This window comes from Kaarinaea lacus, from assembly GCF_975902315.1.
Map to the genome: position 1 here is coordinate 1 of NZ_CDLKIE010000117.1, position 13,735 is coordinate 13,735.

Consider the following 13,735-nt stretch of genomic DNA (forward strand, 5'->3'; position numbering starts at 1 on the left):
TAGCCTATTCGGTGAAACCGACGAGCAAATTGTACAAAAATTCGTCGCGCTTAAGAACGCCGGAATTGTTCCGATTTTATGCGTGGGTGAGTTATTGGAAGAAAGGGAAGCGGGAAACACCGAAGAAGTGGTTGGAAGGCAGGTAGACGCGGTATTAAACGTCGCCGGCATTGAGCAATTCGAGAATGCTGTCATTGCTTATGAGCCTGTCTGGGCGATAGGAACCGGAATGACAGCAACGCCCGCCCAGGCACAGGATGTCCACGCGTTTATTCGCCAAAAATTGGCTGAAAAAGATAACAAAATCGCTGATGGTGTGCAGATCTTATATGGTGGAAGTGTTAAACCAGATAATGCAGAGGAGCTATTTTCACAACCGGATATCGATGGTGGTCTTATAGGTGGCGCTTCTCTAGATGCTGATGGATTTTTATCCATATGTTGCGCGGCAAATTAAATTGCGCGTAGCACATTCTTATATATAGCTTAGTGCTTTAATTTTAATTAACGAAATACTGGAAGGTTTTTTCTTAATGACGACGACAATTCTCACGGTAATTCATATGCTGGCTGCCATTGGCATTATTGGTCTTGTGTTGATTCAACACGGCAAGGGCGCTGATGCAGGTGCCGCTTTCGGCGCTGGAGCGGCTGGTGGTGCATCCGGATCTGTCTTTGGTGCACAAGGTTCCGGTAATTTCCTCTCCAGAAGTACGGCTATCCTGGCAACTGTATTTTTTGTCACCAGTTTGTCCCTGGCTTACATGGCGCAAAGTGTAAAAGAGCCGACAAGTTTGTTGGATAATGCGCAACAAAAAGCCACAACCGAGATGCCTGCCTCAGATACTGCCGGTGTCGCACCACAAACAACAATGGACACCACAGAAAGTAGTGTTCCTGCTGAACAAAAATCAGATGTACCAGATGTTCCTGCTGCTCCTGAATCTGCTACAGCGCCGATTCCTGCACAAGGTGGGTCTGATAAGCCTCAGGATGTTCCAGCTGCACCTTAACGGCTAGCTAAAATATCAACAATTGTTACATCCTAATTTGGTTTTTTATTAAGTGCTAATGAACATTGCCGATGTGGTGGAATTGGTAGACACGCTGTCTTGAGGGGGCAGTGGCGAAAGCCGTGCCGGTTCGACTCCGGCCATCGGCACCAACATTAATATTCTCTTCTAGAACTATTCGAGTTATAGAATCCTGCCATTAGCAGAATTGATAGACTTATTGTCTCGCGCTCATACGAAAGTGAGGTAATGTAAGTTTCCACACACTCTTTACTTCAATTGCAATTAACGCTATAACCGCTAGTTAAATTTCTTAGACATTTCTTATAGTTAATCTATTTTGTGCTCTCAAGTGTTCTTGACAAGCATCCAATGAGTAGCCTAGACTCGTCAACTGCTCTGCGTTATCAACGCAGTTGGCCCGAGTAAAAAAGAAATAAAAACTAAAATACATTTGCAGGTTCTACTGACTTGCTAAGGTATTTTGCGAAGGTTACTTTTAGATTGTAGGTTTTGCTTGTTAAGTATTCGCAAAGAATATTACAAGAAAATGGGCATGGACAGGGTTGCAATTGTTAGTAAATACATTGTTAATAGCATCCCTGAATGTCTAGTAAATTGATTAAGTGGTTAACAATTAAAACTAAATAGATGGGAGGGAGATCCGTGAACGTTGTTCAACGTTTGCGAATTTCACATCGAATCAAATTTGATTCATTAAGTAACCAAAGTTTGATAACAATAATTATATTTGAACGGGGTCATAACCTTTTATGATTGAAAACTACTTGCCCATTTTAGTCTTCCTCGCGATTGGTGTAATTTTTGGTGCTGTGGCAATTGGGGCAAGTTATCTTATTGCGCCAAAAAAACCGTATGGTGAAAAGTTGTCACCCTACGAATGTGGTTTTGAAGCATTTGAAGATTCACGTATGAAATTTGACGTGCGTTTTTATCTCGTAGCTATATTATTCATAATTTTTGACCTCGAAATCGCCTTTCTATTTCCCTGGGCAGTAGTGCTGGGAGATATAGGCTGGTTTGGATTCATAGCGATGGCCGTATTCCTGGGCATACTGGTCATCGGATTTATTTATGAGTGGAAGAAGGGAGCCTTGGAGTGGGAATAGAAGGTGTACTGGAAAAAGGTTTTATAACTACCTCCGCAGACAAGGTCATTAACTGGGCGCGAACCGGTTCGTTGTGGCCGATGACATTTGGTCTGGCCTGTTGTGCTGTAGAAATGATGCACGCGGGTGCATCCCGTTATGATTTGGACAGGTTCGGTATTGTATTTCGTCCCAGCCCACGTCAGTCTGACTTAATGATTGTTGCAGGTACTTTGTGCAATAAAATGGCTCCAGCATTGCGTAAAGTTTATGATCAAATGTCAGAACCTCGTTGGGTTATATCCATGGGATCTTGCGCGAATGGAGGAGGTTACTATCACTATTCCTATTCAGTAGTACGTGGGTGTGATCGCATTGTCCCAGTTGATGTTTATGTACCAGGCTGTCCGCCAACAGCCGAAGCGTTGTTATATGGCATCATTCAACTACAGAAAAAGATCAGGCGAACAAATACAATTGCCCGATAGCCAGCAAAAATAATAACGAGAAGCAGACCATGAGTAATTCCACAGACATATCCCTGGCAGAGCGCTTGAATAGCCGTTTTTCGAACGCATTAGCTATAAAAGAAGCGTTTGGTGAAACGACAATGGAAATCTCACCACAAGATATATTGACTATCTGTCGCGCCTTGCATGATGAGGCGGAGTTTACATTTCGGGAATTAATAGATATCTGCGGCGTTGATTATCTTGCCTATGGCGATGTCGAGTGGGAAACCATTGATGCCACGGGACACGGATTTAGTCGCGGCGTGTCACGCATGCTGGATGGAACACCGCCACCCGGTAAGAAAGGCGAAAATGCAACGAGTCGTCGCTTTGCCGTGGTTTATCATTTGCTATCTATAAAAAATAACGAGCGCTTGCGTGTTAAGGTTTACTTGCCTAATACCGAACCAGTGGTTGATTCAGTTATAAACATCTGGTCTTCTGCAAACTGGTATGAACGTGAAGCCTTCGATCTTTACGGAATTCTATTCAAGTCTCACCCGGATTTACGTCGTATCCTGACCGACTACGGTTTCATTGGTCATCCATTCCGCAAGGATTTTCCACTTACGGGTCACGTTGAAATGCGTTATGACAATGAAAAGCAGCGTGTCGTGTATGAGCCTGTAAGTATAGAACCACGCACGTTAGTGCCCAAAGTGAAACGTGACGATCATCGTTATTTGCACGTTGAAACTGAAGGGGAAGAGTAGTGGCAGCAGAAATACGTAACTACACAATTAACTTCGGACCTCAGCATCCTTCTGCGCATGGTGTATTGCGTCTGGTGCTTGAGCTGGATGGCGAGACTGTTGATCGTGCCGATCCACATATAGGATTGCTGCATCGAGCGACAGAGAAACTCGCAGAATCCAAACCTTACAACCAGAGCATTCCGTACATGGATCGGCTGGACTATGTGTCCATGTTATGTAACGAACATGGTTATGTGCTGGCTTTGGAGAAATTGCTAGGTATCGAAGCACCGATTCGCGCCCAATACATTCGTGTAATGTTTGATGAGATTACCCGGATTTTGAATCACCTGCTGTGGTTGGGAACGCACGCGCTGGATATCGGTGCTATGACAGTGTTTCTCTATGCATTCAGGGAACGCGAAGACTTGTTTGATGCTTATGAAGCTGTCTCTGGTGCGCGCATGCATGCGGCATATTATCGACCAGGTGGTGTGTATCGTGATCTTCCAGGATCAATGCCACAGTACAAATCTTCCAAATGGCACAACGCAGATGAAGTCTCGAAACTGAACGAGAATCGCCAGGGATCGTTACTGGACTTTCTTGAAGATTTTGCCGATCGTTTTCCAGGCTATGTCGATGAATATGAAACACTATTGACGGACAACCGCATCTGGAAACAACGGACGGTTGGCATTGGCATAGTGTCACCAGAACGAGCGCTGCAATTGGGCTTAACCGGACCCATGTTGCGTGGATCCGGTGTGGAGTGGGATCTACGCAAGAAACAACCCTATGAAGTATATGATCAGGTAGATTTTGACATTCCGGTTGGCGTTAACGGCGACTGCTATGATCGTTATCTGGTGCGCATAGAAGAAATGCGCCAGTCTCAGCGCATTATCAAACAGTGCATCAAATGGCTACGAGAAAATCCTGGACCGGTTATGGTGGAAGATCATAAATTAACGCCACCATCGAGAGAGCATATGAAGTCGGATATGGAATCCTTGATTCACCATTTTAAATTATTTACTGAAGGTTATACCTTGCCGGAAGGCGAAGTTTATACCGCCGTGGAGCACCCAAAAGGCGAGTTTGGAATTTATCTGGTATCAGATGGTACTAATAAGCCTTATCGTTTAAAGATTAGGGCACCAGGTTTTGCACATCTTTCCGCACTAGATGAAATGGCAAGAGGTCATATGCTGGCGGATGTTGTGGCTCTCATAGGTACGCAGGATATTGTATTTGGGGAAGTAGATAGATAATGACCACAGATGTAATAGAACAATCTTCAACCGAAGCAAAGCAGCAAAAGTTGATTGCTGGTAAAACTTATGCAGCGATCGACAAGTGGATCGCAAAATATCCTGCTGAAAACAGGCAGGCGGCTGTTATTCCTGCGTTACATCTAGTTCAGGATGCTAATGGAGGTCATGTCACAACAGCGTTGATGGATGAACTGGCTCTCTATCTCGAAATGCCGGAAATTGCGGTATATGAAGTGGCCAGTTTTTATTCCATGTTTGAACACAAGCCAGTGGGCAAACATAAAATTAGTATTTGTACCAATATATCGTGCATGTTGCGAGGCAGCGAAGATATTGTAGAGCATCTGGAAAAGAAGTATGGAATTAAGCTGGGACAAACAACACCAGATGGGAAAATCACGCTTAAAGAAGTTGAGTGTTTGGGCGCATGTGTCGGTGCTCCCATGTGTTTGATTGGTCGTGACTACCATGAAAATCTAACACCTGAAAAAATTGACGCCATCCTGGAAAAACTGGATTAATCTTCATGGCTAACGAAGTTTGTTTTAGTACAATGCATCTGGATAAACCGTGGACGCTTTCAACTTATGAGAGCGCTGGGGGTTATAAAGTCTGGAAACGCATATTAAAAGAAAAAACATCCCCAGAAGAAATTATAAGCGAACTTAAAACGTCAGCATTACGTGGACGCGGCGGTGCTGGATTTCCAACCGGTTTGAAGTGGAGTTTTATGCCTCGTAACACTCCCGGACAAAAGTACATTGTTTGCAATTCAGATGAAGGAGAGCCGGGGACCTGTAAGGATCGTGATATTCTCCGTTATAACCCACACTCATTAATCGAAGGTATGGCAATTGCTGGCTACACCATCGGTGCTACTGCTGGCTATAACTACATACGTGGAGAATTTTACGAACCTATTGATCGATTTGAAGCGGCACTTGAGGAGGCTTATGCAGCAGGACTGCTGGGTAAGAATGTACTTGGTTCCGGTATCGATATTGATTTGTATACCCATATAGGTGCCGGTGCCTATATCTGTGGCGAAGAAACCGCATTACTGGAATCACTCGAAGGTAAAAAGGGGCAGCCTCGATTTAAACCTCCTTTTCCGGCGAGTTATGGATTATTTGGTCGGCCTACTACTATTAACAACACGGAAACTCTGGCATCAGTACCCTATATTCTCGAAAAAGGGGGACAATGGTTCGCTGACCTTGGTAAACCGAATAATGGGGGTTCAAAACTTTTTTGCGTATCCGGGCATGTAAACAATCCTGGTAATTTTGAAGTGCCCATGGGCACTCCATTCGCGGAACTGCTGGAGATGGCCGGTGGCGTTCGGGATGGCAAGAAATTAAAAGCGGTAATACCGGGTGGTTCTTCCACTCCGGTATTACCCGCAGATATTGCTATGGAAATGGATATGGATTACGACTCCATCGCCAAGGCAGGTTCAATGTTGGGTGCGGGATCCGTGATTGTAATTGACGAAACGACCTGCATGGTTAAGGCATTGGCACGCTTGTCTTATTTCTATTATGAAGAATCCTGCGGACAATGTACGCCATGTCGCGAAGGTACAGGCTGGTTGTCGCGAGTGGTTAATCGTATTGAAAAAGGAAAAGGTCGTCAGGAAGATCTCGATTTATTAGTTGATGTAGCAAACAAGATTGGTGGACGTACTATATGCGGTCTGGGGGATGCGGCGGCCATGCCGGTTACCAGTTTTTTAAATCACTTCCGAGACGAATTTCAATACCACATAGATCATAAGCGCTGCATGGTAAGTAAAGCATAAGGTTGAACTATACAAACACAAGGTTATGAAGTAACGATGGCTAGCATCGAAATAGACGGCAAAAAACTGGAAGCGCGTGATGGCGCAATGGTAATAGAAGCAGCTGATGAAGCGGGTATTTACATCCCACGCTTTTGCTACCACAAGAAATTGTCTGTTGCGGCGAACTGTCGCATGTGTCTTGTAGAAGTCGAAAAAGCTGCCAAACCATTACCTGCCTGTGCAACGCCTGTTACCGATGGCATGAAAATTTTTACTAAATCAAAGAAAGCTATCGATGCGCAAAAAGGCGTCATGGAATTTCTATTAATTAATCATCCGTTGGATTGCCCCATCTGTGACCAGGGTGGTGAATGCGAGTTACAGGATATTGCCGTAGGCTACGGTAATGACGTTTCCAAATTTGTAGAAAAGAAACGAGTTGTAAAAGATAAAAATCTGGGGCCATTGATTGCCACGGATATGACACGCTGCATACATTGCACTCGTTGTGTGCGATTCGGGGCTGAAATTGCAGGTATTCGTGAATTGGGGGCAACTGGTCGCGGTGAACATATGGAAATCGGTACCTATGTTACGCGTAACGTAACCTCAGAAATGTCAGGCAATGTAATAGATTTATGTCCGGTAGGCGCACTTACGTCCAAACCCTTTCGTTTTTCAGCAAGATCCTGGGAATTGATTGAGCGAGAATCAATCGCTCCTCATGATTGCATCGGATCAAATTTACAGGTCCATGTTCGAGGTGGTAACGAAGTGGTGCGTGTGGTGCCTCGCGAAAACGAATCGATTAATGAAACCTGGATCTCTGATCGAGACCGTTTCAGTTACGAAGCCCTTAATAGTAGTGAGCGCCTAAAAACACCGTTGATAAAAGTTGATGGCGAATGGAAAGAAACCGACTGGGAAACTGCGTTGCAAGCTACGGTTAGCGGTATTAATCGCGTAATTGCCGAGTCAGGTGCAGAAAAAATTGGAGCGCTTGCATCGCCGACTGCCACAGTTGAAGAACTATATTTGTTGCAAAAGTTAATGCGTCAACTACGTATTCCCAATATTGATCACAGGATCAGGCAAACAGATTTTGCCAATAGCAATGAAGATCCGGTTTATCCCTGGTTAGGACAAACTATTCAGGATCTGGAAAGTAATGAAGCTGTTTTGCTAGTAGGATCCAATATTCGCAAAGATCAGCCCATAGCCGCGCATCGCTTTCGCAAAGCCTGCCATAACGGTATGAAATTAATGCACGTAAATGCCGTAGACTATGAATTTTATATGCCGGTAGAAGCGAAAATTGTTGTAAACCCGGCTGCTTTTACTCGAGAACTTACGGGTATTGCTAAAGCTTTATTAAAGGCCACTGGTCAGTCAGCGCCTGCCGGTTTCGATAAACTTGGTGCAGATGTAAAGATCACAGCCAATCAACAGAAGATCGCAGATCAGTTACATAAAGATACAGCTACTTCGATATTACTTGGTCCACAGGCGATCAATAATCCACAGGCGTCATCCATTCGCATGTTGGCCAATTTAATTGCGACACTTAGTCAAAGCCATTTTGGATATCTACCAGAAGGCGGCAATAGCGCTGGTGCCTGGATAACAGGAACGGTTCCACATCGAGATACAGGTGGTGCTAATAACGATTCATCAGGATTAAATGCTAAAGAAATGCTGGAAAATGGTCTAAATGGCTATTTGTTGTTAAACGTCGAACCAGATATCGAATCTGCATCTCCAGCACAGGCAAAACAATCGCTCGCAAATGCAGAGTTTGTCGTTTCCCTGAGTTATTTTGGGAGTGACAATATCAAGCAATACGCCGATGTAATACTACCAATTGCTCCATTCACTGAAACGTCAGGGACGTTTATTAACGCTGAAGGAACCTGGCAAAATTTTGCAGGTGTAGTGGCGCCGTTTGGTGATGCGCGTCCGGCCTGGAAAGTATTTAGAGTGCTGGGTAATTTGTTTGATTGTGATGGATTTGATTATCTTGCCTCCGACGATGTTTTGAAAGAAGTAAAAGATAAGGCAGGAAGCGTTATCGCGAATAACAATATTGAGTGGCGTTGTCCAGACCAGTTGGGTAGCGTCAATAGTACAGATATCTTTCGTATTGGTGAGTTGCAGATGTATGCAGGTGATAGCTTGCAACGCAGAGCCCATGCATTACAGGAGACATACGATGCGGACACCGCTGCAATTCGAATCAATAAGAAACTGGCAGATAGCATTGGTCTGCTCGATGGTGCGAATGCGGTTGCGGCGCAAAATGGTACTAACGTTACATTGCCCGTGATTATTGATAATCACGTTGCGGACAATGGCGTATTAATCCATAGCGGGCTGGAGGCGAGTGTTGGACTGGATGCGAGCTTTACACCGATTACCATTGAGCCAGTATAATTTTAGTTAGCGCAAGAACGAATAGAATCACAGGTTACAGTTAATAACAAAAACGGATAGATTGATTGATGGTAGATCTGATAGAACAATCGTTAAGTTTTTTGCCTGATAGTGCCGTGGCATTGACGGTTATTATTATTAAGATATTAGTTATTATTCTGCCATTGATGGGGGCTGTCGCCTATTTAACTTTAGCGGAACGCAAGATAATTGGTTACATACAGGTGCGCATAGGGCCCAATCGCGTTGGACCACGCGGATTATTACAACCAATCGCGGATGGTTTAAAACTGTTAATGAAAGAGACTATCCTGCCGAGTAATGCGAATCGATTTTTGTTTTTACTGGGGCCTGTGTTGTCATTCGCGCCTGCACTCGCAGCCTGGGCTGTAATACCTTTCGATGATGGTATGGTATTAGCTAATCTCAATGCTGGTTTGTTGTATATATTAGCCATGACATCCATGGGTGTGTACGGTGTAATTATTGCCGGATGGGCTTCCAATTCAAAATATGCATTTCTCGGCGCATTACGTTCAGCTGCGCAAATTGTTTCTTATGAAATTGCCATGGGTTTTGCCATTGTCGGCGTATTATTAGCTGGTGGAAGCCTGAACATTGGTGAAATAGTAACAGCGCAGCAAGGCAGTTTCATACATTGGTTCTGGTTACCATTGCTACCACTGTTTTTCATTTACTTTATTTCAGGTGTAGCGGAGACAAACCGCGCACCATTTGATGTTGCTGAAGGTGAATCAGAAATCGTCGCAGGCTTTCACGTTGAATATTCAGCAATGACATTTTCAGTATTCTTTTTGGCTGAATATGCCAACATGATTTTGATCGCGATGTTAGCAGCATTGATGTTCCTGGGTGGGTGGCTGTCTCCTTTTCAAGGCATCCCTGGATTGGAAACACTGTTTTCCTGGGTCCCGGGCATTGTTTGGCTAACCGCGAAATGTGCATTCTTCTGCTTTCTTTACTTATGGTTTCGCGCAACATTTCCACGGTATCGCTATGACCAGATTATGCGACTGGGCTGGAAAGTATTTATACCTATCACCATCGTTTGGTTGATGGTCGTAGGCGCACTAGTCGTTGCTGAAGTTAGCCCCTGGTTCGACTAACGGTATAACATTGAAGGTTTAAGGAAAAGACATGAAAGTTGTCACCAATTATTTTAAAAGCCTGGTACTTATCGAGCTGTTAAAAGGTATGGCCTTAACCGGGAAGTATTTATTCCGGAAAAAAATTACTGTGCAGTATCCGGAAGAAAAAACGCCTATTTCACCGCGCTTTCGTGGACTGCATGCGCTGCGCAGATATCCAAACGGCGAAGAACGGTGTATTGCCTGCAAATTGTGTGAAGCTGTCTGTCCGGCATTAGCTATTACCATAGAATCGGAACAGCGCGAAGATGGATCACGCAGGACTAAACGTTACGATATCGACCTGACCAAGTGTATTTTCTGTGGTTATTGCGAAGAATCCTGTCCAGTGGATTCAATTGTTGAAACGCACATATTTGAATACCATGGTGAAGAGCGTGGTGATTTATATATGACAAAAGACAAGCTGCTGGCAGTTGGTGACAGGTATGAAAAAGAAATTGCAGCAAACAAAGCAGCTGACGCCAGCTACCGTTAGTATTGATTAGAGATTAATAAGAGCAAATATAGTTATATGGAATTCCAGGAAATCATATTTTACGTATTTTCAGCTGTATTGGTTTTTGCCGCAGGCATGGTTGTAACAGTACGTAATCCGGTATTTGCTGCACTATTCCTAGTGTTGGCGTTTTTTACCAGTGCTGCTATCTGGATACTGCTTGAAGCAGAGTTTCTCGCATTAACACTGATATTAGTGTACGTAGGTGCAGTAATGGTCCTGTTTTTATTCGTGGTCATGATGCTGGATATAAATCTGGCAGTTTTGAAAGAGGGATTCGCAAAATATTTACCTGTCGGAATCATTGTTGCGTTACTAATGATCGCACAATTGGCCATGGTTGTTGGCCCTGAACAATTCGGGCTGGAGAAATTTGCTTCACCCGCTGCACAGGCGGCTGATTACAGCAATACAAAAGAACTGGGTCGAGTTCTGTATACCGTATACCTGTATCCTTTTGAAATCGCATCCGTCATTTTACTTGTCGCCATTATAGCGGCGATCGCGTTAACGTTACGCAAACGTCGAACAAGGGAACTAACACCTCCAGAGCAACAGGTGGCGGTACAAAGAAAAGACCGGGTACGGCTTGTGAAGATGGACGCGGAAAAGAAGAAAGTTTAATTTTAAACACGTATTTTTTAATAAACAAAGTTAAAGCTAGTTAACACAGCTAAAGGGAAGGTTAGGGGACCAATGATATCGCTTTCACACTTTCTGATTCTCGGTGCGATATTATTCTGTATCAGCGTAGCCGGTATATTTCTCAATCGTAAGAATGTCATTATTTTGTTAATGGCGATTGAGTTAATGTTGCTGGCCGTAAATATGAATTTTATTGCTTTTTCCCATTATCTGGGTGATATGGCTGGCCAGGTTTTCGTATTTTTTATTCTTACTGTCGCAGCGGCAGAAGCGGCAATTGGGCTGGCAATACTCGTTGTCTTGTTTCGGAATCGTCAGACCATCAACGTTGAAGATCTGGATTCGTTAAAAGGATAATAAGGAATAAAGCGTGACAGAATCTATGGAACAAATATATCTGGCCATTGTATTGGCACCACTCTTCGGGGCAATCATTTCCGGATTGTTTGGACGGCAGATTGGTCGAGCAGGGGCTCATTGGATTACCAATCTTGGCGTTGCGATTTCTTTCGTATTGTCCATTATAGTCTTTAAACATCATGTGCTAGATGGTGTGGCCTCATTTAATGGTTCTGTTTATACCTGGATGGTTAGTGATGGCATTCGTTTTGAAGTGGGATTTCTCATCGACCGCTTAACAGCTATCATGTTGCTGGTTGTAACATTCGTTTCATTCATGGTGCATATATATACCATTGGCTATATGCATGATGATCCCGGTTATCAACGTTTCTTCAGTTATATTTCACTGTTTACGTTTTCCATGTTGATGTTGGTAATGTCCAACAACTTCATGCAGCTGTTTTTTGGTTGGGAGGCAGTGGGTCTGGTTTCATATTTGCTAATTGGCTTCTGGTATAAAAAGGAAACAGCGATTTATGCCAACTTAAAGGCATTCCTGGTAAACCGGGTAGGTGATTTTGGATTTATTCTGGGTATTGCTGCTGTTCTCATGTACTTTAATTCCATGGATTACGCTGAAGTGTTCAAAGCGGCTCCTGCTATGTCCAATTTGACCATGGAAGTATTTTCCGGAACAGAATGGTCAGTAATGACAGTAATCTGTATTTTACTGTTTATCGGCGCGATGGGTAAATCTGCACAAGTACCGCTACATGTATGGTTGCCTGATTCCATGGAAGGTCCAACACCAATCTCGGCGTTGATCCATGCGGCAACCATGGTAACTGCCGGTATTTTTATGGTCGCGCGAATGTCGCCACTGTTTGAGCTATCCGAGACTGCCCTCAGTTTTGTGTTAGTTATCGGCGCTATTACTGCCCTGTTTATGGGATTCCTTGGTATTGTCGCCAATGATATAAAGCGTGTAGTCGCTTACTCCACATTATCACAATTAGGTTATATGACAGTGGCGCTAGGTGCTTCAGCATACGCTGCAGGTATATTCCATTTAATGACTCACGCGGCGTTTAAAGCTTTGTTATTCCTGGCGGCGGGATCTGTGATCATCGCGATGCATCACGAACAGGACATCCGTAAGATGGGCGGTATCCGTAAATACATGCCTATAACCTACATATGTATGTTTATCGGATCACTGGCGTTGATTGGATTTCCAGGTCTGGCGGGCTTTTTCTCTAAAGATGCCATTATTCAAGCGGTAGGTGCTTCTGATATACCAGGTTCAGGATTTGCTTTCTTTTGTGTGTTGTTGGGCGTGTTTGTTACTGCGTTTTATTCATTTCGCATGTTTTTCCTGGTATTCCATACCAAGGAAAGAATGGACGAACACACGCGTTCACATATCCATGAGTCGCCCTATGTTGTAACCATTCCATTGATTCTGTTGGCGATACCATCAGTAATTGCAGGCTACTGGATTGAACCGATTTTGTTTGGTGATTATTTTGGTGATGCTATCTACGTGAAGCCTGAACATGCGGTGTTGGCTGAAATTGGAAAAGATTTCACTATGGGACACTTTTTTGGTCATGGCCTGGTATCGGCGCCATTTTGGTTAGCAATGCTGGGATTAGGATCTGCATGGTATTTTTATGAAAAACGTCCTGATATCCCTGAGATGATTTCCCAGAAAGCCAGTGTGGTCTACAACATTTTATTGAAGAAATACGGCTTCGATGATTTTAACGACTGGTTTTTTGCAGGAGGCGCGCGAGGACTGGGGCGCAGCCTTTGGAATATTGGTGATATGAAAATTATCGACGGCCTGATAGTTAATGGTTCTGCAAAAACGGTTGCCTGGTTCTCCTCAAAAATTCGCAACATTCAGACTGGATATTTATATCACTATGCTTTTTCGATGATCATCGGTTTAGTGCTTCTGGTTTGGATTTTTGTGAAATAGCAGAACTCTAACCAATAAATACGAGTAGTAAATAGCAAGAATAATTAGAAAGGATAAGTTTACATGTTTGCTGATTCACCTTTGCTGAGCCTGGTAATATGGACACCCATAATTGGTGGTGTATTAGTGTTGCTAGCAAGCAAAGACGAACATGCCAACACGGCTCGTTGGTTGTCGTTGTTTTTTTCCATAGTTACTTTTTTAATGGCTATTCCGCTCTATACCGGGTTTGATATTACAACCCATCAAATGCAGTTTGTGGAATTGTCGCCGTGGA

Annotated in this window: 14 protein-coding genes, 1 tRNA gene and 1 pseudogene; all 16 read left to right on the forward strand. The window is 43.7% G+C overall.

Features of this window, described 5'->3' with window-relative positions; all coding sequences use genetic code 11:
- Positions 1-457: triose-phosphate isomerase (gene tpiA, locus ACWVCM_RS03070; RefSeq protein WP_455200239.1), on the forward strand; the 457-nt coding region annotated here is incomplete at its 5' end.
- A gap of 76 nt (positions 458-533) precedes the next feature.
- Positions 534-1,013 carry a preprotein translocase subunit SecG gene (gene secG / locus ACWVCM_RS03075; RefSeq protein ID WP_455200240.1) on the forward strand — a complete coding sequence of 160 codons (480 nt, stop codon included), beginning with the start codon at positions 534-536 and terminating at the stop codon, positions 1,011-1,013.
- Positions 1,014-1,080: 67 nt separating this feature from the next.
- Positions 1,081-1,165, forward strand: a tRNA-Leu gene (locus ACWVCM_RS03080).
- 621 nt (positions 1,166-1,786) lie between these two features.
- Entirely contained in the window at positions 1,787-2,143 is a 357-nt protein-coding gene (locus ACWVCM_RS03085) for an NADH-quinone oxidoreductase subunit A (RefSeq protein WP_455200241.1), read from the forward strand.
- A complete protein-coding gene (locus ACWVCM_RS03090; RefSeq protein ID WP_455200242.1) occupies positions 2,134-2,610 on the forward strand; it encodes a NuoB/complex I 20 kDa subunit family protein in 477 nt (158 codons plus the stop codon). Before ACWVCM_RS03085 ends, ACWVCM_RS03090 begins: the two co-directional genes overlap by 10 nt.
- A 29-nt stretch (positions 2,611-2,639) precedes the next feature.
- A complete protein-coding gene (locus tag ACWVCM_RS03095; protein WP_455200243.1) occupies positions 2,640-3,347 on the forward strand; it encodes an NADH-quinone oxidoreductase subunit C in 708 nt (235 codons plus the stop codon).
- Positions 3,347-4,603 carry an NADH-quinone oxidoreductase subunit D gene (locus ACWVCM_RS03100; protein WP_455200244.1) on the forward strand — a complete coding sequence of 419 codons (1,257 nt, stop codon included), beginning with the start codon at positions 3,347-3,349 and terminating at the stop codon, positions 4,601-4,603. Before ACWVCM_RS03095 ends, ACWVCM_RS03100 begins: the two co-directional genes overlap by 1 nt.
- Positions 4,603-5,127, forward strand: coding sequence for an NADH-quinone oxidoreductase subunit NuoE (nuoE, locus tag ACWVCM_RS03105; protein WP_455200245.1), 525 nt, complete (start codon positions 4,603-4,605; stop codon positions 5,125-5,127). Before ACWVCM_RS03100 ends, nuoE begins: the two co-directional genes overlap by 1 nt.
- Positions 5,128-5,132: 5 nt before the next feature.
- Positions 5,133-6,407: an NADH-quinone oxidoreductase subunit NuoF gene (gene nuoF, locus ACWVCM_RS03110; RefSeq protein WP_455200246.1), complete on the forward strand. Its 1,275-nt coding sequence runs from the start codon at positions 5,133-5,135 to the stop codon at positions 6,405-6,407.
- A gap of 36 nt (positions 6,408-6,443) precedes the next feature.
- On the forward strand, positions 6,444-8,819 hold the full coding sequence (gene nuoG, locus ACWVCM_RS03115) for an NADH-quinone oxidoreductase subunit NuoG (protein WP_455200247.1): 2,376 nt from the start codon (positions 6,444-6,446) through the stop codon (positions 8,817-8,819).
- Between the two features lie 68 nt (positions 8,820-8,887).
- Positions 8,888-9,946: an NADH-quinone oxidoreductase subunit NuoH gene (nuoH, locus tag ACWVCM_RS03120; RefSeq protein WP_455200248.1), complete on the forward strand. Its 1,059-nt coding sequence runs from the start codon at positions 8,888-8,890 to the stop codon at positions 9,944-9,946.
- Between the two features lie 31 nt (positions 9,947-9,977).
- A complete protein-coding gene (gene nuoI / locus ACWVCM_RS03125; protein WP_455200249.1) occupies positions 9,978-10,466 on the forward strand; it encodes an NADH-quinone oxidoreductase subunit NuoI in 489 nt (162 codons plus the stop codon).
- Positions 10,467-10,502: 36 nt separating this feature from the next.
- Entirely contained in the window at positions 10,503-11,111 is a 609-nt protein-coding gene (locus ACWVCM_RS03130; RefSeq protein ID WP_455200250.1) for an NADH-quinone oxidoreductase subunit J, read from the forward strand.
- A 72-nt stretch (positions 11,112-11,183) separates the two neighbouring features.
- The gene (gene nuoK / locus ACWVCM_RS03135; protein ID WP_455200251.1) at positions 11,184-11,489 is read left to right on the forward strand and encodes an NADH-quinone oxidoreductase subunit NuoK; all 306 of its coding nucleotides are present in this window, start codon (positions 11,184-11,186) and stop codon (positions 11,487-11,489) included.
- A 13-nt stretch (positions 11,490-11,502) separates the two neighbouring features.
- A complete protein-coding gene (gene nuoL / locus ACWVCM_RS03140; protein WP_455200252.1) occupies positions 11,503-13,458 on the forward strand; it encodes an NADH-quinone oxidoreductase subunit L in 1,956 nt (651 codons plus the stop codon).
- Positions 13,459-13,521: 63 nt separating this feature from the next.
- Positions 13,522-13,735: pseudogene (locus ACWVCM_RS03145) on the forward strand (hypothetical protein); the annotation flags it as partial.